At 55.5% G+C, this 23,238-nt stretch carries 16 protein-coding genes; 10 read left to right on the forward strand and 6 right to left on the reverse strand.

Translation table 11 applies throughout. The features are described from left to right. Positions 1 to 144 precede the first annotated feature (144 nt). Positions 145 to 537 carry a Cu(I)-responsive transcriptional regulator gene (gene cueR, locus FAP39_RS00350; RefSeq protein WP_138014375.1) on the reverse strand — a complete coding sequence of 131 codons (393 nt, stop codon included), beginning with the start codon at positions 535 to 537 and terminating at the stop codon, positions 145 to 147. After that, positions 537 to 2,996 (reverse strand): heavy metal translocating P-type ATPase, encoded by a 2,460-nt coding sequence (locus FAP39_RS00355; RefSeq protein WP_138014376.1) that lies wholly within the window; start codon positions 2,994 to 2,996, stop codon positions 537 to 539. Before FAP39_RS00355 ends, cueR begins: the two co-directional genes overlap by 1 nt. Positions 2,997 to 3,278: 282 nt before the next feature. Between FAP39_RS00355 and FAP39_RS00360 the strand changes: the two genes are divergently transcribed. Continuing rightward, positions 3,279 to 4,928, forward strand: a complete 1,650-nt coding sequence (locus FAP39_RS00360; RefSeq protein ID WP_138014377.1) for a hypothetical protein — start codon at positions 3,279 to 3,281, stop codon at positions 4,926 to 4,928. A 102-nt stretch (positions 4,929 to 5,030) separates the two neighbouring features. On the opposite strand, the gene FAP39_RS00365 is transcribed toward FAP39_RS00360, so the two are convergent. After that, on the reverse strand, positions 5,031 to 6,035 hold the full coding sequence (locus FAP39_RS00365) for a helix-turn-helix domain-containing protein (protein WP_171006748.1): 1,005 nt from the start codon (positions 6,033 to 6,035) through the stop codon (positions 5,031 to 5,033). A gap of 167 nt (positions 6,036 to 6,202) precedes the next feature. On the opposite strand from FAP39_RS00365, the gene FAP39_RS00370 reads away from it, so the two are divergent. The 3 genes from FAP39_RS00370 (at position 6,203) to FAP39_RS00380 (ending at position 12,329) form a co-directional block, all read left to right on the forward strand. Further along, a complete protein-coding gene (locus FAP39_RS00370; protein ID WP_171006749.1) occupies positions 6,203 to 6,667 on the forward strand; it encodes a (2Fe-2S)-binding protein in 465 nt (154 codons plus the stop codon). A 3-nt stretch (positions 6,668 to 6,670) separates the two neighbouring features. After that, positions 6,671 to 8,911 carry a xanthine dehydrogenase family protein molybdopterin-binding subunit gene (locus tag FAP39_RS00375; protein ID WP_138014380.1) on the forward strand — a complete coding sequence of 747 codons (2,241 nt, stop codon included), beginning with the start codon at positions 6,671 to 6,673 and terminating at the stop codon, positions 8,909 to 8,911. Positions 8,912 to 9,107: 196 nt separating this feature from the next. After that, positions 9,108 to 12,329, forward strand: a complete 3,222-nt coding sequence (locus FAP39_RS00380) for a reductive dehalogenase (protein ID WP_138014381.1) — start codon at positions 9,108 to 9,110, stop codon at positions 12,327 to 12,329. Between the two features lie 53 nt (positions 12,330 to 12,382). Here the strand turns inward: FAP39_RS00380 and katG are convergent, their stop codons facing one another. Further along, positions 12,383 to 14,557, reverse strand: a complete 2,175-nt coding sequence (gene katG / locus FAP39_RS00385; RefSeq protein ID WP_138014382.1) for a catalase/peroxidase HPI — start codon at positions 14,555 to 14,557, stop codon at positions 12,383 to 12,385. Between the two features lie 92 nt (positions 14,558 to 14,649). Between katG and FAP39_RS00390 the strand changes: the two genes are divergently transcribed. After that, on the forward strand, positions 14,650 to 15,582 hold the full coding sequence (locus FAP39_RS00390) for a hydrogen peroxide-inducible genes activator (RefSeq protein ID WP_138014383.1): 933 nt from the start codon (positions 14,650 to 14,652) through the stop codon (positions 15,580 to 15,582). Positions 15,583 to 15,592: 10 nt separating this feature from the next. Here the strand turns inward: FAP39_RS00390 and FAP39_RS00395 are convergent, their stop codons facing one another. Further along, positions 15,593 to 16,525 carry a helix-turn-helix domain-containing protein gene (locus tag FAP39_RS00395; RefSeq protein WP_138014384.1) on the reverse strand — a complete coding sequence of 311 codons (933 nt, stop codon included), beginning with the start codon at positions 16,523 to 16,525 and terminating at the stop codon, positions 15,593 to 15,595. A gap of 274 nt (positions 16,526 to 16,799) precedes the next feature. Between FAP39_RS00395 and nadA the strand changes: the two genes are divergently transcribed. The 4 genes from nadA to FAP39_RS00415 all read left to right on the forward strand — a co-directional run bounded on the left by nadA (position 16,800) and on the right by FAP39_RS00415 (position 20,795). Next, on the forward strand, positions 16,800 to 17,849 hold the full coding sequence (gene nadA / locus FAP39_RS00400; protein WP_138014385.1) for a quinolinate synthase NadA: 1,050 nt from the start codon (positions 16,800 to 16,802) through the stop codon (positions 17,847 to 17,849). A gap of 10 nt (positions 17,850 to 17,859) precedes the next feature. Further along, positions 17,860 to 19,428, forward strand: coding sequence for an L-aspartate oxidase (locus FAP39_RS00405; RefSeq protein WP_138014386.1), 1,569 nt, complete (start codon positions 17,860 to 17,862; stop codon positions 19,426 to 19,428). After that, the gene (nadC, locus tag FAP39_RS00410; RefSeq protein ID WP_138014387.1) at positions 19,425 to 20,273 is read left to right on the forward strand and encodes a carboxylating nicotinate-nucleotide diphosphorylase; all 849 of its coding nucleotides are present in this window, start codon (positions 19,425 to 19,427) and stop codon (positions 20,271 to 20,273) included. The genes FAP39_RS00405 and nadC overlap by 4 nt, the downstream gene beginning before the upstream one ends. A 120-nt stretch (positions 20,274 to 20,393) precedes the next feature. Next, entirely contained in the window at positions 20,394 to 20,795 is a 402-nt protein-coding gene (locus FAP39_RS00415) for a DUF4345 domain-containing protein (protein WP_138014388.1), read from the forward strand. A gap of 113 nt (positions 20,796 to 20,908) precedes the next feature. Here the strand turns inward: FAP39_RS00415 and FAP39_RS00420 are convergent, their stop codons facing one another. Further along, positions 20,909 to 22,150: an acyl-CoA dehydrogenase family protein gene (locus FAP39_RS00420; protein WP_138014389.1), complete on the reverse strand. Its 1,242-nt coding sequence runs from the start codon at positions 22,148 to 22,150 to the stop codon at positions 20,909 to 20,911. 130 nt (positions 22,151 to 22,280) lie between these two features. On the opposite strand from FAP39_RS00420, the gene FAP39_RS00425 reads away from it, so the two are divergent. Further along, positions 22,281 to 23,186 carry a LysR family transcriptional regulator gene (locus FAP39_RS00425; protein ID WP_171006750.1) on the forward strand — a complete coding sequence of 302 codons (906 nt, stop codon included), beginning with the start codon at positions 22,281 to 22,283 and terminating at the stop codon, positions 23,184 to 23,186. Positions 23,187 to 23,238: the final 52 nt, after the last annotated feature.

The raw sequence follows: 23,238 nt of genomic DNA on the forward strand, positions 1-23,238 counted from the left end.
CGGGGTATAGAAGGCTTGTTTCCTATGGGAAAGCCGGAAACCGCCCGATGGGGTGTCTGTTAGCGGTAAATGTGACGTCGTTGCCTCTGATTGCGCTAACTTGTGGCGCAAAATGACATGTACCCATGCCGTCGTTGCGATGTGTTAGAGCTTGGCCGTGGCAAGGTCTTTGAGGATTGGACAGTCTGGACGATTATCTCCTGCACAGGTCGACACGAGGTGTGACAGGGTTTGGCGCATGGATTGCAACTGTTCAATCTTTTCCTCGATCCGGTGAAGGTGCTGGATCGCGACGTGTTTGACGTCGGCGCTGGCACGTGTGTCGTCTTCGTACAGGGCCATCAATGTCCGGCAGTCTTCGATCGAAAATCCAAGCGCCCGTGCGCGTGCAAGGAACGTCAATTTATGCAAATCCTGCGCCCCAAAAAGCCGGTATCCGTTTTCAGACCGATCCGGTGTAATAAGGCCGATATCTTCATAATATCGGATCGTTTTTGCAGGGAGGCCGGATCGTTCAGAAATCTCTCCGATATTCATCATGACATCCTTTCAGTGGTCGGAGACAGGTGCCGCAAACGCAAAGCGTTCGACAATACAAACACAGAGGACAACGCCATAGCACCGGCCCCCAGCATGGGGGACAATTGCCATCCCAGCAGTGGGTAAAACACTCCGGCAGCCACGGGAATAAGCGCGGCATTATAGGCAAACGCCCAGAACAGGTTTTGCCGTATGTTGCGGAGCGTGTGGCGGGACACGTCCAGCGCATTCAAGACACCGTCAAGATTATCAGACATTAACACAACGTCGGCGCTTTCGATGGCGATATCTGTGCCGGTGCCAATGGCAATGCCGACATCCGCAGTTGCCAAGGCTGGGGCATCGTTGATGCCATCCCCCACAAAGGCGACATCACCATATGTATTGCGCAACGTGCGGACCGCCTCGGCTTTGCCTTCGGGCAAGACATTGGCCTGAACATGATCAATGCCAAGCTCTTGCGCGATTGCGTGCGCCGCACCAGCAGCGTCGCCAGTGATCATGGCCACCTTGATACCCATCTCATGCAGGTGATTTACGGTTTGCCGCGCGGAATTTCTGGGGCGATCGGCAACAGCAAAAATTGCTGTGACTTGCGAGTCAATCGCCACATAGAACGGGGTTTGCCCTTTGGCTTCTATGGTGTCGGCAGGCTGAGCCAATGCATCGACCGCGATGGCCTCGCGTTCCATGAACCGACGTGCTCCGATCCTGACTGTTTGGCCGTTGACCGTGGCTTCGATGCCAAACCCCGCATGTGCGACAAAGTCAGAGACATCGGGCCGAGGGGCATTTCGTTCTTGTGCGGCGCGTTCAATGGCGCGGCCGATAGGGTGTTCTGACTGGGTTTCCACCGCAGCCGCCAAGCCAAGAATATCGATCTCGTCAAAGTCCGGCAAGACGTGGATTTCCGTCAGCTCCGGCCGGCCTTCGGTCAGGGTTCCGGTTTTGTCAAAGGCGACAACGCGGGCATCACTTAACCGTTGAAGCGCATCGCCTTTTCGGAACAAGACGCCCATTTCCGCCGCGCGTCCGGTTCCCACCATAATTGACGTTGGCGTCGCAAGCCCCATCGCACAAGGGCAGGCGATGATAAGCACCGAGACAGCCGCGACAAGGGCATGAGATGCTTTGGGGTCTGGGCCAAAAACAAACCAGCCTACAAACGCCAGCGCAGCAATTGCCATGACCACGGGCACAAAGATCAACACAACCCGATCGGCCAGCGCCTGCACCGGAAGTTTGGCACCCTGTGCCTGTTCGACCATGGCGATAATGCGTGCCAACATGGTATCTCGACCAATTTTTGTGGCACAATAGGTCAGTGCCCCATCGCCATTCACCGTGCCGCCAAACACGTCAGATCCGATGCTTTTGAGCACGGGCATGGGTTCACCCGTGATCATGCTCTCGTCAATATAGGACTGTCCGCTTTCCACGCGGCCATCCACTGCCAATCGCTCACCTGGGCGCAGGCTGAGCACGTCGCCCAAGATGACGTGTTCGACGGGAATATCCCGAGGTTGACCGTCACGTATGACCCGCGCGGTGGCGGGCTGAAGTCCAACCAGTTTACGGATGGCGGCACCTGTGCGGCCTTTTGCGCGCGCCTCAAGCCAGCGGCCCAAAAGAATAAGCGTTACAATCACTGCGGCGGCTTCGAAGTATACATTCCGCGCCCCAGCGGGCAGCGCATCGGGTGCAAACAACGAGGTCGTCGAATATCCCCACGCTGCCAGAGACCCCAATGCAACAAGACTGTTCATGTCGGGGGTACGGCGCATCAGAAGTGGAATGCCTTTGATCCAAAAGACACGGCCGGGGCCTAGTAACAGCAAGGTGGTCAATACAAATTGCACCGTCCAACTGGTGTCCAGACCAATCGTGCGGGCCACCCAGTGATGAAAAGCAGGGAAAATATGCCCCCCCATTTCAAGCACAAACACAGGGACGGCCATCACCAACGCAAGTAGGAACGTGTTGCGCGCTTGGTGGATTTTGGCGGATTCCTGTTGGGTCGGGTCAATGCGTTGAGTGTCTCGTATGGTCGATGCATATCCTGTTTGGGTTGCGACTTGGGCCAGATCAGTGGCCGCGATGGCGCCACGCAAAATCTGAATTTGTGCTGTTTCATTGGCAAGGTTCACATGTGCCGACAATACCGCCGATTGCGCCAAAAGGGCTTGCTCGACGCGTGCCGCGCAAGACGCACAGCTCATATCGGCAATGTCGAGGGTCACGGTGTCTTCGAGCGCGGGATATCCTGCCCCCTTGAGCGTGTCACGAATATCCCTCGCATGGGCATCGGTCAGGACAACCTGTCCGGTTTTGGTCGCAAGATTTACACTTGCAAAGCTTTGACCGGGCATCGCCAAAAGTGCACGTTCAGCACGCCCCGCACATCCTGCACAGGACATGCCATCAATCTCAAAACGCAGGGGGGCGATATCTGACATTTGATCCTCGTTTATGTGTGTCGACTCACAAGATAACCCTTCCTGTAATGGGAAGGTCAATAGGCTGCAATCCTTCCTTCGACTGGAAGGTGCTCGGAAAGTTTCGCGACCTGATGCCCTAATTAGATCGCTGATTGTTACCTGCACGCCGCGCGCGCGAGGATTATTTGGGCAAGCCATGTTTTCCCTATGGTCAACGTGGCTTTGGTGGTATTGGAACGCCAATCATTGTATTTTCGGCTGTGGCTCTATGTCTGGCTAATTGAATTACGGGACAGATTGATGAATTTGATTGAGAAACGCTTTGGAACTTTGGACTTCACGCCCCTGCGCACTGCAACTGCGGCGGTGGCAGCCATGGCATTTTCTGGGGCCGCAATTGCACAGGAAACCTCGCAAACCGTGGCATCACCGCTTGAAAAACATGCGGATCGCCAGTTCAATTTTGAAACGGCCAACCAGCTTCAGCGCGGCGGTGTCAAACTGTGGATCGGAAGCCACCAAACTGTCCCCGGTCAACAAAGCACAGGAACCGCAGAGCAATACTATTGGGGCGGCGGCGAATGGGGCGTAAGCGACCGCGTCCAGCTTGGGTTTGCCTATAATGTCTTCAATGATCCGGTGACCAAGCCGGTCTTGGGCGCCAGCGCAAGATTGCGTATGGAAACCACAAGCTTTCACGGAAAATATAAACTGATTGATAATGCCCAATGGGGTGTTGCGGCTCAGGCGTCGGTTGAACAGCTTTTGTTCCGGTTCCAACCATATGGCGGGGCTGTGGATGACACGCACACCATTGGATCATTGCATCTACCAATTACGTACAAAGCGTCCGACGCTCTGCAATTGCATGTGACACCTGGTGTGTCGGTGTTACCAAGTACGATCAACGGTAATGCCTTTTTCGGAACCGTGGCAAGTGTCGGTGCCGGCTTTAGCTGGAAACCCAGCCTGCGTTGGTTGACTTATGGGTCGGTGAATATGCCTGTGTCTGGTGGAAATACGATTTCCAACACATTGGCGATCGAAAAAACACCAATCTGGACAGTGGGCGCGCGGTATAACGTGACGCCTTTGGCGGCCTTGGATTTGTTCGCAACAAATGGCGGGGGCGTAAGTCCTGCAACAGGCATCCTGAGCACCGTACCAGACGGCGATACAGTGATGATCGGGGGTATGATTACCTATACACCGGGTCGCCGCGCTGGATACCGCCCGAACTATCGCGGCACGTCGGCTGAGCCATTGAATACGCGCCAGAAAAACTTGCAATTGGATGGCTTCACGCTGGCCTCTGCTGATACGCTTGGCCCAGGACGGTTTGCGTTCCTCGCCAGTGCCGGCTCCGGGGATAGCTATGCGGGCTCTCTAAAGTTTAGCCCCGATTACGATCTTGAAATCGAAGTCGCCTATGAACAGCATTCGATTGATGGCAGCGTGGGCGCACCGTCGATCCCGAGCAACGATCCAAATTATTCCATCGGCGGCAAAATGCGCTTCTTGGATCAAAACAATGGAAGCCCATTCTCACTGGCCGTTCACCTGCTTGCAGGACGCGACACCAATGCGGCTGGGAACGGAACGTTCTATCTCGGCATGCCAATGACCTATAAAGCCAACAGCCGCATGGCGCTGAACCTGAACCCCAAAGGCGCAATCTGGGGCAACACAGAGCGGTTCGGTCTTGGGTTCGGTGTGAACTATGCTGTGACACCTGAATTGGATGCGATCGGTGAAATTACACCGGTTAGCGGTGGTGAAGATGTCGTTTGGGCGGCAGGCTTGCGCTATCACGTACGTGGCAGCGGCCTGAGCGTTGACTTGCATGCAAGCAACGCCATCGGTCGCCACGCGCTCAAGTCAATGATCGGCCAAGACGACGTCAAGATCACATTGGGTGCCACGATGGCATTTGACTGGCTTAGACGCTAAGGGCCGCATCGGGGATCTGACATTCTCATCTGAGATTTCGGGCGCGTCATGGTGAATGGCGCGCCCGATTTGTGTTGGGCTCGTCCGCGCAAGTTCGGCGGTCTAGGCCGTTTGCCGGGATTGGGTCGCGCGCGCTTGTGCAGGTGTCATTCCGGTCCAGCTTTGAAATGCGCGATAGAACGAATTTGGGTCTTGGTATGCCAGCAAGTAAGAGATTTCCTCGATGCTCATCGTGTTCTGATGCAGGTAGTACAGCGAAAGCTCGCGGCGCAAAGAATCCAAAACATTTTGAAAGCTGGTGGCTTCGTTCCTGAGGTGTCTCTGTAGGCTGCGTTTGGACATGTTCAGACGCTGGCACACTGCATCAACTGATGCCTGACCGGCTGGCAACATCTCGATCAGGCTGTGGCGTACCCTTGTTTCCAGTGCTGCATCCTTGTGCTGTTGTACCAATTGGCGGTTCAAGTCTTGTTCAAGCCCTTCGAGTACAGCAGCGTTTTCAGAAATAAGCGGTCGCGTCGCGTCTTCTATTGAAAGGTGCAAGGCGGTCGTGGCGCTGTGGGTTGGGGTGACGCCGAAAAACTCGATCAAATCTTTGTTGAGGGATGCTCCCATGGGGACATCAATGGCGGTCGGAATGATTGGATGCGCCGTAAACAGCCGTGAGCATTCCAAAAAATACACCAGCTCAAACAGGCCCATGCCGACGGGCATCTCCATCTGAGGCACCGAAGACCCAAAGGAAAGCGAGACCGATGTCTCTTGGCGCTCTACTGAAATGGCGCAAGGCGCAATGAGGGGTTTGAAGACTGCCAGCCGTGCCATGCCAATTTCAATGTTTGGGCTGCACGAAAAGGCAAGAATTGCCGGTACAAAAGGCCCGTGCGCAAAAGTTTTCCCAAGAAACAGCGGCAGGTCATCGCGTCCGCATTCCGCTTGCACGGCATCAAACAGAGCAAAATAGGTGGCCGCTGAGCACCCTTTTCCTTCGTGGGTCAGGTAATCAGACGCAAGCCCGAGTCTGCGCAACACACGCGCCGATGAGATATCCAGGATGGAGCAGAGCTGCACCACGGATTGACCGATCAAGTAGTGGTTTTTTTGCATTGTGTCTGTGCCTTGTTGGGCCGTGTCCGCAGGTTTCCGGGTGCAGTCCGGTGTTTCAAGCCAAAAATCGCAGGTTGGCATGATATGAATGTGATTTGGCGCGATCTGCAAGTTGAATATTTTTGAAAAATGCTAATCTCTCTATAAGTGCTGCGCAACAGAGGGGAATGCATGTGCGTTTAACGGTAGATGGAAAAACTCATGACGTCGACGTCGAAGAGGACATGCCCTTGCTGTGGGTCTTGCGGGACGAAATTGGTATCAAAGGCGTAAAGTACGGCTGTGGTATCGCGGCGTGTGGCGCATGTACTGTGCATATTAATGGCGAAGCCGTGCGATCCTGCCAGACATCAATCTCTGATGTGGATGGGCCAGTGACGACCATTCAGGGCTTGGGAACACCCGATATCTTGCATGTGGTGCAAGAGGCTTGGATCGAAAAACAGGTGGCCCAATGTGGATACTGCCAATCGGGGCAAATCATGCAAGCTGTGGCCTTCCTTATGGAAACGCCTGACCCGACAGACGCGGAAATCGACGAGGCCATGTCTGGAAATTTGTGCCGTTGCGGCACCTATCCCCGTATTCGCGAAGCTGTAAAGCTGGCTGTTTTGAAAATGCCGGAGGCCTGAACAATGAGCAAAATTGGTACAATCGCCCGCCGGACATTTTTGATAGGCTCGGCAGCCGTGGTCGGCGGTGTTGCGTTTGGGTATTACGCCTATAAGACGCCTGCGGACAATCCATTGTTGGACGATCTCAAAGAGGGCCAAGCAGCCCTGACGCCCTATGTGCGCATTGATGCCTCCGGCATCACTTTGATTACGCCACGTGCAGACAAAGGGCAGGGGGCCTATTCGGTTCAGGCGGCGCTGATTGCCGAAGAGCTGGACGTGGAGCTTGATCAGATCAAGGCAGATCCCGGCCCGCCAAGCAAAGCCTATTACAACACGGCCCTCGCAGAAGAATCCGTACCCTTTGCGCCAACCGATCAGGGGTTTGCCGCCGAAACTTCGCGCGGTGTCGTTGATGCGATCATGAAATTCTTGGGCATGCAGGTCACGGGGGGATCCACGACTGTGCCTGACGGATTCGAGAAGCTGCGCTATGCAGGCGCCGTCGCTCGTGAAACGCTCAAGGCGGCCGCTTCTGAGCAAACCGGCATTAATGCGGCGTCTTTGAAGACGGCCAAGGGGATGGTGATCCTGCCCGATGGTCAGGCGCTTAGCTATGAGTCTCTGGCCCCTCTGGCGGCCAAGATTGCGCCCGTGAACGATGTCACATTGCGTGACCCAAGCCAGTGGCGCCTGATCGGTAAGCCTATGCAACGCATTGATGTGGTTCCAAAGTCCACCGGAATGCAACGCTATGGCATCGATTTTGAAATCGACGGAATGGTGCATGCAGCGATCAAGCTGAACCCGCAAGCGGGTGGGGCGGTGCATGGCTTTGATGCGACCGAAGCGATGAAGATGCGCGGCGTGCACAAAGTGATGGCTGTCACCGGTGGGATTGGCGTGCTGGCAGATAATACTTGGCGGGCGTTCCAAGCCGCCGAGGCTGTGACCTGTGAATGGGGCGCGGCACCTTTCCCCGCCGAGCAAGCAGAGCATTGGTCGGCCTTGGAAAACAGCTTTACCGACGCACATTTTGACAACCGCCAACGCGATGACGGTGATACCGATGCGGCGCTAATCGGTGCCGACGTGGTCTCTGCCGAATACCGTGTGCCCTATTTGGCGCACGCGCCGCTAGAGCCGGTGAATGCGACGGTGCGCGTCACCGACGATCGCGTCGATGTCTGGACAGGCACCCAAATCCCACGCTTTGTGCAAGCCACGGTCGCGGATATGACGGGTGTTGATGTGAAAAACGTGCACGTGCATGTTCTGATGATGGGGGGCAGTTTCGGGCATCGTCTGGAGGACGACAATGTGCGGCTTGCGGTCGAAATGGCGATGCAGGTCAAAGGGACGCCTGTCAAACTGACCTATTCTCGGGAAGAAGACATGACGCATGACTATCGCCGCCAAATTGCGATGGCGCGCGGCCAAGGTGTTGTGAAAGAGGGTCAAGTGGAGACCTTTGATCTTGGGATTGCAATGCCATCTATCATTTCCTCGCAAATGGGACGGCAAGGGATATCCGTGCCGGGGCCTGACGCGACGATTGTCCAAGGCGCGTGGGAGCAACCCTTTGCTATTCCAAACTATCGGGTGACCGGATATCGGACTCCGGAATTGGCACCGATCAGTTCGTGGCGATCTGTGGGCGCGTCTTCGAATGGGTTCTTTCACGAAAGTTTCCTTGATGAATTGATCCACGCCGCCGGAGCTGACCCTTTGGCCGAACGCATACGTCTGTGCTCGGATGATGTGTCGCGCAAGGTGCTCGAAACCGTGGGCGAGATGTCAAACTGGAGCAGTGATCTTGGCCCGAATCGTGGGCGTGGGGTTGCGTTTACCACGTCGTTTGGCGCGCCGGTGGCCGAGGTGATTGAGGTCACCAACACCGAAGACGGCATTCGCATCGACAAGGTCTATGTCGCGGCCGAGGTCGGCACGGTTGTGGATCCGGTGAACTTTGACAACCTTGTCAAAGGCGGCGTGGTCTTTGCATTGGGTCATGCGATGAATTGCGAGATCACGTTTTCAGACGGGGCGGTCGAACAGACAAATTACGATAGCTATGAGGGAATGCGGATGTCGCAATGCCCCGAGATTATCGTGCGCGCGCTTGAGAATGGCACCAAAGTGCGTGGTATTGGCGAGCCTCCGGTCCCGCCAGCTGCGCCAGCCTTGGCGAATGCGATTTTTGCGGCAACCGGGCAGAGGATTCGGGAAATGCCCTTTGACAAACATATTGATTTTACCTGATCGTCAAATTTCGTGATCTGAAAGCCATTGAATAAACCCGCCAAATTGGCGGGTTTATTTTTTGCGAGATCGCTGCACGTTTCAAATTGGTCAATATATTGCATATTGTATCCAAAATTCTTGCACAGGTTAATTAACTCTGCTTTGGTGCCAAAAGGAAATTTGCCTGCGTGGGCGGAGCTGTTGAGGGGCGAGCATGGGAACGCGTTTTTTTTCGGATAAAGATCGCCCGGTTCATCTTGGACCGTATCCTCTGGAACGTCTCAAGCGTCTCACGGGTGCGGCTGATCTTACACAAACGCCTGCGCAAGCGGCGCTTGAATTCCATCGCCCCGAGGATCCTGCCAGCATCGTGAATGCCATGGGCGAGTTTCAGGCAATGATGGATGCCATTCGCGATGGGTTTGTGAATACACAACTGGCGGATATCCCTGCGGATTTGACGGCACGCGCACATCACCTCAAGGCGTTCGGGTATTTTAACGATGCCTCAATGGTGGGTATCGGGCCAGTTCCTGATGCGGCCCTATTGGACAGTCCGCTGTGCAATCCTGATATTGATCGCTTGGCCGAGGCGTTGCGTACGCGCCAAACCAAAACCTTGGCATCCGGTATCGACGTGATCATGGCGGATCTTAAGGACAGTATGGAAGCCCCGGCGACACCGTTGCAAAATCACGGGCACGCCATCGTCTTTTTGTATGAACACACGCGTGAACCTGATGACGACGAGGTCGGCAGCGACTGGATCAAAAATGCGCAGGATCATCGGGCCTGTTTGCGGGCGACCGAAACGGCTGTGGTGATTGCCAACTATATTCGGCTTTTGGGGTATGATGCGCGCGCGCATACCGCAACGTCCAGCGACGTTGATTTGAACAAGTTGGCCGTGGCGTCCGGGCTTGCTACCATGGAACAGGGCACGTTGGTGGCACCGTGGATCGGGGACAGGTTCGGGGTGGCTGTGGTCACAACCCAGATGCCGCTTGCGCATGACGCCCCGCTGGCGGCGATGTCCGATCAACCATGGTTCAAAACGCGGGGCCCTGCGTGGTGGCTGGGGGCGGGTTTCGCCAAGTCTGCCCTGAACAGGGATCCCTATGCCAAGCGCCGATTTGTAGACGGGGCACACCCGTTTGAGCGGCTGAAGCGGAAAGACACGCCCACGACATATATCGACGAAGCCAACGTCGCCCGCGTGCCAAAACGTGCCGATATGTTCGCGCGCGCCCAGTTTGGCGATATGGGAAAAACCAACCAGGATGCTGCCAAGGGGGGGCATTATGTCCGCAAGTCAGCCCCGAGTTTTGCGCAACGTCGCGCGTTGGGTGCTTTTGTGTTGCTTCAGGATGGCGCCACAAATACGGCAGGAGCCCGGCCAAGTGATGCCGCGCGCAATGCGGCCAATCTCAAGGCCGCGTCCTATTTTCTTGGGGTGGATGCCGCGGGTCTCAGCCGTTGCCCGGATTGGAGTTGGTACAGTCATGATGCCACTGGCACGCCCATAGACCCGCCGCACGACCAAGCGTTGAGCATTATTATTGATCAGGGTTTTGAAACCATGGAGGGGGCCAGCGGCGATGATTGGATCGCAGTGACCCAATCCATGCGCGCCTATCTGCGGTTTTCCCTGTTGGGGGGCGTGATCGCCCAGCACATTCGCAATTTGGGCTACAAGGCCAAGGCCCATACGGTGATGGATGGTGAGGTCTTGCAACCGCCTTTGCTGCTGTTGGCCGGATTGGGCGAAGTCAGTCGCATCGGCGAGGTGATCCTGAATCCCTATTTGGGGCCAAGACTGAAATCTGGTGCTGTCACCACGGATATGCCTGTCGCCCATGACAAGCCGATCGATTTTGGCCTGCAGAATTTTTGCGAGAACTGCAACAAATGTGCGCGAGAATGCCCGTCGGGGGCGATCACGGCAGGCCCGAAATTGATGTTCAACGGGTATGAAATCTGGAAGTCGGACAGCCAGAAATGCACGACCTATCGCATCACTCAGGCCGGCGGGGCGATGTGTGGGCGCTGTATGAAAACCTGTCCTTGGAACCTCGAGGGGTTGTTTGTGCAAAAACCGTTTCGATGGGCGGCCACGAATATTCCGTCGGCAGCACCTGTGCTGGCCAAGCTGGATGATATGGTCGGACATGGCCGCATAAATGAAGTTAAGAAATGGTGGTGGGATCTCGAACTGGATGAGAGCGGCGGGTATCGCGCAACCTCGACGGCGGTTAATCAACGCGATCTTCAGACCGATCTGGACCTCAAGTATCAGGATCAAACCCTTGCGGTCTATCCCGCGCCGACCGCACCGCACCCTTGGCCCTATCCGTTCCCTATGGATCGCGAGGCAGGCATTGCCGCCTATGACGCAATGATTTCTGCCGCCGAGTATCAGGCGCGGCTTGCGCAAGGGGATACAAGTGTCGTGCACCGATATCAGGTACCAAGCCAAGAAGAGGCTCCGGTGATCCGCGTAGCGCTGAGCAAAGTCGACGCAATGACGACGGATGTCACCAAATACGAATTCTCCGCACTTGATGGGGCCCCACTGCCGGAATGGACAGCCGGGGCGCATCTTGATGTGTTGATCGCGCCAGAGTTCCTGCGTCAGTATTCGATGTCGGGCAATCCGCGCGACCGCTCCACCTATCAGATTGGGGTGCTCAGAGAGGATGAGGGGCGCGGCGGATCGGCGTTGATGCACCGTATCTTTAGCGAAGGGCGCACAGTGTTTGTGTCAAAGCCCATCAACCATTTTGAGTTGGTCGAAGATGCCGCCAAAACCTTTTTGATGGGGGGTGGTATCGGGATTACGCCGATGATTGCCTTTGCTCATCGATTGCATGCTTTGGGTGCTGATTTCGAGATGCATTATTGTGCCAGCGTGAAACAACAGGCCGGATTTTTAGAGGATCTGAAGGCGGTGCCATGGGCAGATCATGTGCACTTTCATTTTTCCGATCAAGGGACACGCGCCGATCTGGATCAGGTGCTGGCGGGGTATCAAGACAACTGGCATGTGTACACCTGTGGTCCAGATCGGTTCATGGATGGGGTGCTAAACGCAGCCACGCGTCAGGGCTTTCCTGACAGCGCATGTCACCTTGAATACTTTAGCGTGCCCGAACAGCCTGAATATGAAAACCATGATTTTGTCTTGCGGTTGGCGCGCTCTGGCAAGGAATTGCTGGTGCCGCATGATCAAACCGCTGCGGATGTGTTAAATGCCAATGGATATCATGTGGATGTGAAATGTTCTGACGGGATTTGCGGCGTCTGCAAATGCGGGTTGATTGACGGGGATGTGGAACACCGTGATTTTGTGCTGTCAAACAAACAGCGCGAAAACACAATCATTCTGTGTCAATCCCGCGCGGCAGAACCTGATGGTGTGATCGAGCTTGATCTCTAGAGGGTAAGGGGGCTCCTGTGCGATGGGGACCACCGCACAGGAAGTTTGTATGGTTAGCCGAGATCAAAGCGATCTGCGTTCATGACCTTGACCCACGCGGCCACAAAATCTGTCACAAAACGCTCGGCGCTGTCGTCCTGTGCATAGACTTCGGCATAGGCCCGCAGGATTGAGTTTGACCCAAACACCAGATCAATGCGGGTTGCGCTCCAGATCACATCGCCCGACATCCGGTCTCGGATTTCATAAGTTCCGTCCTGTGTCGGATGCCACGAATACGCCATGTCCGTCAGAGCCACGAAAAAGTCCGTGGTCAGTGCGCCCACACGGTTGGTAAAGACGCCATGGGCGGTGCCGCCGTGGTTGGTGCCCAGAACACGCATGCCCCCGACCAGAACGGTCATCTCATGCGCAGTCAGCCCCATAAGTTGTGCCCGATCCAGCATCAGTTCTTCTGGCGTGACGGCATAGTCCTGTTTCAGCCAATTGCGGAACCCGTCTGCCAATGGTTCGAGAACCTCAAAGGATGCGGCATCTGTCATGTCATCGGTGGCGTCGCCGCGGCCAGGTGCAAAGGGCACAGCCACATCAAATCCAGCGGCCTTGGCCGCCGCCTCGATGCCCATGTTTCCGGCTAGCACAATCGTGTCAGCAATGCTGGCACCGCTTTCTGCGGCAAGGCCTTCCAAGACATCCAGCACCTTGGCAAGGCGGTGAGGTTCGTTTCCGGCCCAGTCTTTTTGTGGAGCAAGGCGAATGCGTGCACCATTGGCTCCGCCGCGCATGTCAGACCCACGATAAGTGCGTGCACTGTCCCAAGCGGTTGCAATCATATCGCTTTGGCTTAGGCCGCTTTGCGCAATCCGCGCCTTGAGGGCGTTGACATCATAGGTGCTGTTGCCTGCGGGAACCGGATCTTGCCAGATCAAGGTCTCTGCAGGGGCGTCTGGCCCGACATAACGCACATTTGGCCCCATATCCCGGTGGGTCAGTTTGAACCACGCACGCGCAAACGTATCAGCAAAATACTCAGGGTCGGCCATGAAGCGTTCACTAATAGCGCGATAGGTCGGGTCCATTTTCATGGCCATGTCCGCGTCTGTCATGATCGGGTTATAGCGGATGGACGGGTCTTCGACGTCGACAGGTTTGTCTTCTTCCTTGATGTCGATCGGTTCCCATTGCCATGCACCTGCCGGGCTTTTCTTGAGCTCCCATTCATATCCGAACAGCAGTTTGAAAAATCCCATGTCCCATTGTGTCGGGTGGGTTGTCCATGCGCCCTCGATTCCGCTGCTGACGGTGTCACGCCCGACGCCTTTGCCGTTCGGGTTGCTCCAGCCAAGACCTTGTTCCTCAAGGCCTGCTGCTTCGGGTTCTGGCCCGACCTGACTGGCATCGCCATTGCCGTGCGCCTTGCCGACGGTGTGCCCACCAGCCGTCAGCGCGGCGGTTTCTTCGTCATCCATCGCCATACGCGCAAAGGTTTCCCGCACATGTTGGGCTGTTCTTAGGGGGTCAGGCTGGCCGTTCACGCCCTCTGGGTTCACATATATCAGACCCATTTGAACTGCGGCAAGCGGGTTCTCCATCGTTGCGGGGTTGCCAAGGTCGTCATACCGTCCGTCGCTGTCGGCCAGCCATTCCTTTTCCGCCCCCCAATAGGTGTCGATCTCGGGGTGCCAGATATCTTCGCGGCCAAAAGAAAACCCAAATGGCTTTAGCCCCATTGAATCATACGCCATGGTACCTGCCAGAATGATCAGGTCGGCCCAGCTCAATTTGTTGCCGTATTTCTTTTTGATGGGCCACAACAGGCGGCGTGCCTTATCAAGGCTCACGTTATCTGGCCATGAATTCAGTGGCGCAAAGCGCATGTTTCCGGCGCCACCGCCGCCACGCCCGTCGGCCAGCCGATATGATCCGGCCGAGTGCCAAGCCAGACGCACCATCAGGCCGCCATAATGCCCCCAATCTGCGGGCCACCAACTTTGACTGTCTGTCATCAAGGCGCGCATATCATCTTTGAGCGCCTCGACATCAAGTGTCTTAAGCTCTTCTCGGTAGTTGAAGTCAGGCCCCAGAGGGTTTGTTTTCGTGTCATGCTGATGCAGGATGTCTAGGTTCAGCGCCTTGGGCCACCAATCCATGACGGTTGTTTCCGTCGTTGTCATCGCCCCGTGCATCACAGGGCATTTTCCTGTGGCGTTTGCATCATGTCCGGTCATTTGCTCTCTCCTGATAGTCATTGAGACCACCATAGAACCGGTCTATCATTAGATAAATTCGCATTTTTTTATGGCGGCGATAGGTAAATCTAATGATAAATATCTCTATTAAGCAGCTGCGATATTTCGAGGCGCTCGCGCGGCACGGGCATTTTGGGCGCGCTGCCGAGGATTGCGCAATTTCCCAACCTGCTTTGTCTGTCCAGATCAAAGATTTAGAGGAAACTCTGGGTGCGCCCCTTGTCGAACGGGGACCAAAGCGCGTCCGCCTGACCAGTCTGGGTGAAGAGCTTGCACTTAGAGCGCGCAAAATATTGCGATCCGTGGAAGAATTGGGTGACTTGGCGCGGGCCTCGCAAAACCCTTTGTTGGGGCGGCTCAGATTTGGGGTGATCCCCACAATAGCGCCATATTTCTTACCTGGATTTATTGGAACGCTGACCCATCATTTTCCAAATCTTGACTTGCGCCCACGCGAGGCAGTGACAAGCAGCTTGATCACAGATTTGCTCGAGGGGCGTCTGGACATGGCTGTGGTCGCCCTGCCTGTGTCGGAACCAACGTTGCACGAGCAGGCTCTGTTTGACGAAGAATTTGTCTTGGTGCGTGCGCTTAAAGATGCCCAAAAGCCCGTGCCGGATTCTGATATGCTGCGTGAAATGCGTCTGCTGCTCTTGGAGGAAGGGCATTGTTTTCGGGATCAGGCGCTGTCGTTTTGTAAAATGTCGTCTCCGCTACCACGCGATGTGATGGAAGGCAGCTCTTTGACGACACTGGTTCAGATGGTCGGGGCCGGTATTGGTGTGACCCTGATACCCGAAATGGCGATCCCGATCGAGACGCGCTCTGCACCAGTTTCAGTGGCGCGCTTGGCCAATCCACGGCCCACACGCAGCATCGGATTCGTCTGGCGCAAGACAAACCCCCTTTCTGATCAGCTTTCGTATATTTCCAAACTGGTCCTGCCGCCGTCCCGCGAGGTGTCGGAGCCTGAGCATGAAACAGCGAGTGCAGGCCAAGTGTGATTTTAAAACGCTAGGGTTTAAGCCCGTAGTATTCGGCATTGCGCATTTGTTTCGGGGTGCAGCCAAATTCTTTTTTGTAATGCTCGGTCAGGGTGCCATAGGTCTGATACCCCGATGCCAAGGCGACTTCGATCATGGCCATATTGGTCTGTGAAACCAACTGTTTGGCATGGTGAAGTCGGATTTTACGATAGGCAATCTGGGGTGATATTTCTGTCTTTTGTTTGAAACGCCGTTCGATATTGCGGGTCGATACCCCGACAATTTCCGAAATTTCGGCTGTTTGCAAAGGTTCTTCTATGTGTTGCCCCATCAACTCTAGGACATCGCAAATCAATTTGTCGCCTTGGGCCGTTTGCACCAGGCTCCAGATCAGCCCAGTGTCATTTTGTTGGTTCTTCTGGCTGAGACCGACATATTCGGAAACGGACCGCGCGGTGAACTCTCCGTAGTCTTGCGAAATCAATTCGATCAGCATCATTTGGGCTGCTAATGCGCTGATTGCGCTATGAAAAGGGCCAGAGGAAGCGGTCGCCCCTTCGGAAATGGTGAGATCAAGATGCTCTTCGCGCAGGGATGTTTGAAAATTGGGGTGTACCGCCAGCGTATGACCCAAGGCAAAGCTGGTTTCGAGCGGCAAAAACACTGCGCCGCCGATCAACAGGGTCCGGTTGGCCATCGCCAGAATGGTTTTGACACGAGACGCTTGCGGGCGCGGGACAGACCATCGGTCGTGCATGCTTCCAAGAAAAATGGCCGTACGGTCGCGCCAATCGGCGCTTTCCATCGTGTGCAACCGTGCCATCGACAGAATGGACATGTTGTACATATTGGTTTCGGTCAGGGTGTTCGCCGCTGTCAGGATGCTCGACAAAACCTGCGCCGCAGCGGTCTCGTGATCGCTTTGACATATGATGACGCAGCTCTTGCTTTTGCCGGACATTTGGACCCGCTTGTGACCAGAGTTTCAATTCCCACAGACCGGGACGCATCGCAAATGCGTACCTGCGGGTGCATACTTGCGTGCCTGTTTTTCGCGATGATGTCCAGTGGTCTGGCCTGGAAACCATGGGAGCGTACAGGAAACGAATTGTGCTTTTGGTGGAAATTTGATTGTTCAGTCAAAGGAATGCGCATGATCGGGGGTGTTTATCTCTGGCAAAATAGGGCGCAGTCGACTAAAGAATGGCCCCACCTTTTGAGGCAGGAAGAATACGTTGCTAGATTTACCCACCGTCCGGACCGCTCTGGCCGAGAAATATGACCTTGCGCCGTCCCCCGAACTCGCTGAGTCCATGTCGGACATCTATGAAAAGATGAACCGCGTGGTGTCACCCGCAGACTGGGCGATTTATGCGCCCTATGTCAAAGCGATCAATGATCTCAAGGTAAAACGCAACGCGGTGATCCTTGGCCATAACTATATGACGCCCGAAATCTATCACGGCGTTGCAGATTTTGTCGGCGATAGCTTGCAATTGGCGATCAAGGCCACAGAGGTCGAAGCCGACGTGATCGTGCAAGGTGGCGTGCACTTTATGGCTGAAACGTCCAAGATTTTAAGTCCGGACAAGATCGTTTTGATGCCGGACATGGAGGCAGGGTGTTCGCTGGCGGAAAGCATTACCGCAGAAGGCGTTGAAGAGATGCGCGCCAAGTATCCAGGTGCGCCTGTCGTGTCGTATGTGAACACTACTGCCGAGGTCAAAGCCGCCTCTGATATTTGCTGTACATCCTCCAATGCTGTCCAGATCGTGGACGCGATGGAGTCTGACACAGTCATTATGACACCGGATCAATATTTGGCGCAAAACGTGGCCAATGAGTCCAAGAAAAAGGTAGTTTACTGGCCCGGGTCCTGCATCGTGCATGAACTCTATAGGCCAGAAGATCTGCGCGCCTATCGTGAATTTGATCCGGACGTAAAGATCATTGCACACCCTGAATGCACCCCCGAAGTTGTGGCCGAAGCTGACTTTACCGGCTCGACCAGCGGGATTGTGAAGTGGGTTAAGGACAACAATCCAAAATCTGCGATGTTGGTCACCGAATGTTCGATGGCATCAAATATTTCGGATGAATTGCCCGATGTGGAATTCGCCAAGCCCTGCAATATGTGCCCGTTCATGAAGAAAATCACATTGGAAAAAATCCTGTATGCGCTCGATACTATGACGGGTCAGGTCGAAGTCGACGCTGCGGTTGCAGACAAGGCGCGCCTCTCGGTCGAAGCGATGATTGATCTTTCGCGCAAGCTGGGCATCTAAGGACGTGCGCATGCGCGAAGTCTCTACAGACAGGGTCGTGATTGTCGGAGCCGGACTTGGGGCGCTGTATGCCGCGCTCAAGCTGGCGCCGCATCCAGTCCTGATGATTTCGCCCGAAAAGCTGGGTGAGGGCGCAAGTTCGGCTTGGGCCCAGGGCGGGGTTGCCGCTGCGATGGATATTGCCGACAGTCCGCGATCTCATGCGTCGGATACCGAACGCGCCGGTGCTGGCACCGTCGATCCGGCAGTGGCTGATCTCGTGACGCGAGAAGCGCGCGACTATATTCTTGATTTGACCACCATGGGTACGCCGTTTGATCGCACCAAAGATGGCGGATATGTGCTGTCGCGTGAAGCGGCGCACAGCTTTGCGCGGGTGGTGCGGGTTAAAGGGGATCAGGCTGGCGCTGAAATTATGCGCGCGCTCATTGAGCAGGTACGTAAAACGCCATCTATTCAAGTGCTCGAGGGCGTTCTGGCGATTGCGCTTGATCACAACGAAGGCGGCGTCACGGGTGTTGCGATTCAAGAGGCCGATACAGACGCCTCTGCGCCGGTGATGGTACGGGGCTCTGCCTATTTACTGGCGGGTGGCGGGTCTGGCGGGTTGTATGCGCTGACCACCAACCCTCCGCGCATTCGCGGACAAGTGATCGGGATGGCTGCACGGGCAGGGGCCATCATTGCCGATGCCGAGTTTGTCCAATTTCACCCCACCGCGATTGATGTGGGCGAAGATCCAGCCCCGTTGGCCACCGAGGCCCTGCGCGGAGAAGGCGCGATTCTGGTCAACATGCATGGCGAACGGTTTATGCGCGATGTGCACCCGGACGCAGAATTGGCCCCGCGCGATGTTGTCGCCCGCGAGATTTTTGCCCAATGGCAGGCCGGAAATCGTCCGATGCTTGATACTCGCGCAGCTCTTGGCGACACTGTAAATACACAGTTTCCCGCTGTGGCAGAGGCCTGTGCGCGCAATGGGCTAAACCCTGCGCACGACCTGATACCGGTTGCCGCTGCTGCGCATTATCATATGGGGGGTGTGGCAACTGACATAGATGGGCGCAGCACGCTCGCAAACCTCTGGGTGTGTGGCGAGGCATCGTCAACCGGGTTGCATGGTGCAAACCGATTGGCGTCAAACGGTTTGCTCGAAGCCCTTGTATATGCGCGCATATGTGCGCTGGGCATTTCGAAAACCTTGGCCGCACCCCTTGGCACCGCACCGCTTGATATTGTGTTCACGGGGGTCGGGCCTGTAGCTGACGGCCAAGCTGTCGCAGAATTGCGCCAAACAATGACGGAATATGTTGGTGTGGTGCGCGATGCCGCGGGGCTTACGACGGCCCTAAGACGGATATCCGATCTTGAACAGGCGAACGCCAGTTGCGAGAGTTTCTTGAATATGACAGCCACAGCCACCTTGATTGCCGCCTGCGCGCTGGTCCGCGAGGAAAGCCGCGGTGCGCATGAACGCTCGGATTTTCCCGATGTGTCCGCTGGCCCGGCCAAGCGGTCTCGGATGACACTGGCGCAGGCACTGCGTATTCGCAATGACATCACAAAGGACGCCCGATGAGCTATGCAACCCTCCCCGATTTGGTGCTTGAACCGCTTGTGCGCAACGCGCTTATGGAAGATCTGGGCAGTTACGGCGATGTCACCACACGCGCGGTGATCCCTGCTGACACGACCTATCGGGCCACACTGAATGCGCGCGAAGATGCCCATGTCTCGGGGATGCAAATTGCGGCCCTCGCATTTCGTCTTGTTGATCCGTCGTTGAGCATCAAAACCATCATCGCGGATGGCCAAACCTGCCGCAAAGGTGACACGTTGATGGAGATATCTGGATCCGCAGCGTCAATTCTGTCGGGGGAACGCGTGGCGTTGAATTTTGCTGGTCGGCTGACAGGGATTGCCACCAAAACAGCCGGATTTGTGGCGCGTGCCAAGGGCACCAAAGCCCGTATTACCTGCACCCGCAAAACCACGCCGGGTTTACGGATTGTGGAAAAACTGGCGGTGTTGCATGGCGGTGGGTTCAATCATCGCTATTCCCTATCGGACGCCATCTTGATCAAAGACAACCACATCGCGGCAGCTGGCGGTGTCCAATCCGTGCTGGAGGCGACCAAGGCCCACGCGTCACATATGATGGCCGTGGAAATCGAAGTCGACACATTGGATCAGCTGGCCGAGGTCTTGAACGTTGGCGGGGCCAGCGTGGTGCTTTTGGACAACATGGACAATGCGATGCTGCGCGAGGCAGTTCAGATGGTGGATGGACGCATGGCGACCGAGGCCTCGGGGAATGTCACGTTGGACCGTATTGCAGAGATTGCACAAACCGGCGTGGATTACATTTCTTCAGGGGCATTGACCCATTCGGCCCGTACCGTTGATCTGGGGCTGGACTTTTAGGCGCTGATTGCGCAGTCAACAACATAGGGTGCCATGATTTTGTACCCCTCTCGGATTTTCGGGATCTAGCTGCGCAATTTCGGTGAGTGAGTTAACGTTGACTTGGGATAGGGTCGCCTCATGAAAAATCGTATTTTTTTGATCTTCTGTTCGGTTGGCTTGGTGCCTATTGCGCTGAGCTATGGGGCTAAACCGTCGCTCACTTTGGGCACCCTTTTTGATATCTCGGTGGATACGGTAAATCTCACGCATATTATGCGCGCGGTTATGGGGCTGTACCTTGGGATGATCGTGCTGTGGGTGTTGGGGGCGTTTAACAAGCGTATAGAAGGCCCCGCATTGATCGCCTGTTCTGTGTTCATGCTCGGATTGGCGGCGGGGCGCGTGTTAAGCTTCGCGATGGACGGCCTGCCGCACTGGCTGCTTGTTGTATATGCGGTTCTTGAAGGTGTGCTCGGCTTTACGGCGCTGAAACTCTACAGCGACAGTGTCTCGGATGGGGCGCCGACCTCGAAACCCTAGATCGAAGACGTATCACCTACCGTGGATGTGCCACGACAGGTGTACGTCTTATGTGTGAGACCCAAAATAGCGCGACGGTTTCGGCCCGGCCATTTTGGGGGATGACATTGATCCTAGCGTTTGGGTGAGGTCAGATAGGTTGCGCTGTTGCCCATATTGGACTCGCGCAGTTCCAGCTTGGCGATGGACTGCAGGTGGACCTCGTCAGGGCCATCGGCAAACCGCAAGGCGCGTCCCCATGTATAGTGATCGGCCAGCGGGGTATCCGGCGTCAGCCCCATTGCGCCGAACAATTGAATGGCGCGATCGACGACCGTGGTATGCAGGGTTGGCGCGACGACCTTAATCATCGAGATTTCCTTGCGGGCTGCTTTGGCGCCGACGTTATCAATCATCCATGCGGCCTTGAGGACAAGCAACCGGACCTGTTCGATTTCGATACGAGATCGGGCAATCCATTCGCGCACCACGCCTTGATCAGCAAGGTATTTGCCAAATGTTTTGCGTTCTTGGGCGCGTTCGACCATCAACTCAAGCGCAAGTTCCGCGGCACCGATGGATCGCATGCAGTGGTGAATGCGGCCTGGTCCAAGGCGGGCCTGAGCCAAGGCAAAACCGCTGCCTTCTTCGCCCAACAGATTGCTGACAGGGACGCGCACATTGGTAAACAGTATTTCTGCGTGACCTTCGGGGGCGTGGTGGTTCAACACCGTGGGGTTGCGCACGATCTCAAGACCCGGCGTATCTTTGGGCACAATGATCATGCTTTGTTGCTTGTGTGGATCGGCGTTCACATCGGTTTTGCCCATGACAATGAACACCGTTGTGTTGGGATGGCAGGCATTCGAGATGAACCACTTGCGCCCGTTGATCACGTACTCGTCACCTTCGCGGCGCATCATTGTGGTGATATTGGTGGCATCAGAAGACGCAACATCCGGTTCGGTCATCGCAAACGCAGACCGGATTTCGCCATTCAACAGCGGCATAAGCCATTGGGCGCGTTGGTCTGGCGTCGCAAACATATGCAGCAATTCCATGTTGCCCGTATCTGGCGCATTGCAGTTAAAGACCTCTGCTGACCACGGGACGCGCCCCATGATTTCAGCGAGAGGGGCATATTCCAGATTGCTAAGAGGGGTGCCCGGCTCGCCGTCTTTGAGGTGGGGCAGGAACATATTCCAAAGCCCCTCTTCTTTGGCCAACGCCTTGAGGTCTTCCATGAAGGATACAGGGAACTTGCCCGCGTGAATTTCTTCATGGTGTTGGCGAATGCGTGGATGCACGTGCGCGTCCATAAAGGTCAACAACTTTTGGCGCATCTCTTCGGTACGGGCGGAATAACTAAAATCCATGAAAATCCTCGTTAACTGAGAAGGGGCGGGACCCGAAAGGTCCGATTGACCTGATCATAGCTGTTCGATTGAACATTTATGAAATTTATTTTAGCTATGTTAAGTATTCACAGTGGTAATGGCATCCGACATGAAACTGACCCAAATTGACCTAAACCTCTTTGTCGTGTTCGACATGATCTATTCCGAACGGAATTTAACGCGCGCGGCTGAAAGGTTGTCTGTGACCCAGCCCACCGTATCGAACGCGCTGGCGCGCTTGCGGCGCACGTATGGCGATCCGTTGTTTGTGAAAACCAGCCAAGGCATGCAGCCCACCGCGTTTGCCCAGAGTATCGCAGGGCATGTCAGCGATGCGTTGCGGTTGCTGACGACGTCGGCACAGGGACCTGCGCAATTTGATCCTGCCCATAGCACGCGGGTGTTTCGCACCAGCATGCTTGAGTTATTTGATGCCATGGCTTTGCCTGTATTGATCCCCACGCTTGCGCGTTTGGCACCACATGTGGAGCTGCACAGCTATCGGGTGTCGCGGGGGGAGTTGGCCGGGGCTCTGGAACGGGGGGCGGTTGATCTTGCGGTGGAAATACCGCTGGCAGATACGCGCAACCTGATCTTCGAAACCATCTTGCATGAAAGTTATGTCTGTGCGGTGCGGCCAGATCATCCCATGGTTGGTCATGACATGACCTTGGACCGGTATCTTGATCTTGAACATATCCATGTGTCTGGCCGCCCGCGTGGCGTTGGGGCCGAGGATGCAGCACTCAGGCGGATTGGAAAACGGCGTATTATTCGTGCGCGCTTACAAAGCCACTTGGCGTTGGCAGATATCATTCGCCAATCTGACATGGCTGTGACCCTGACGCAAAGCCGGGCGCGTGCGCTTGGTTTGGCGGTTTTCCCCGTGCCTTTTGATATCCAACCGCTTGAACTCCGGTTGTATCGACATGTGCGTTCAGACGGGGATGCGGCGGTGTTGTGGTTGTATGATCAAATCAAAAACCTTGGGGCAGGGTCCGCATCGCGGGTCTGACCTCGGTGGGGACGGTGCATGGCCAGCTAAGGTATTGAATGGCAAACGCGCC

The sequence above is a fragment of the Shimia litoralis genome (assembly GCF_005518135.1).
GTDB lineage: Bacteria > Pseudomonadota > Alphaproteobacteria > Rhodobacterales > Rhodobacteraceae > Shimia_E > Shimia_E litoralis.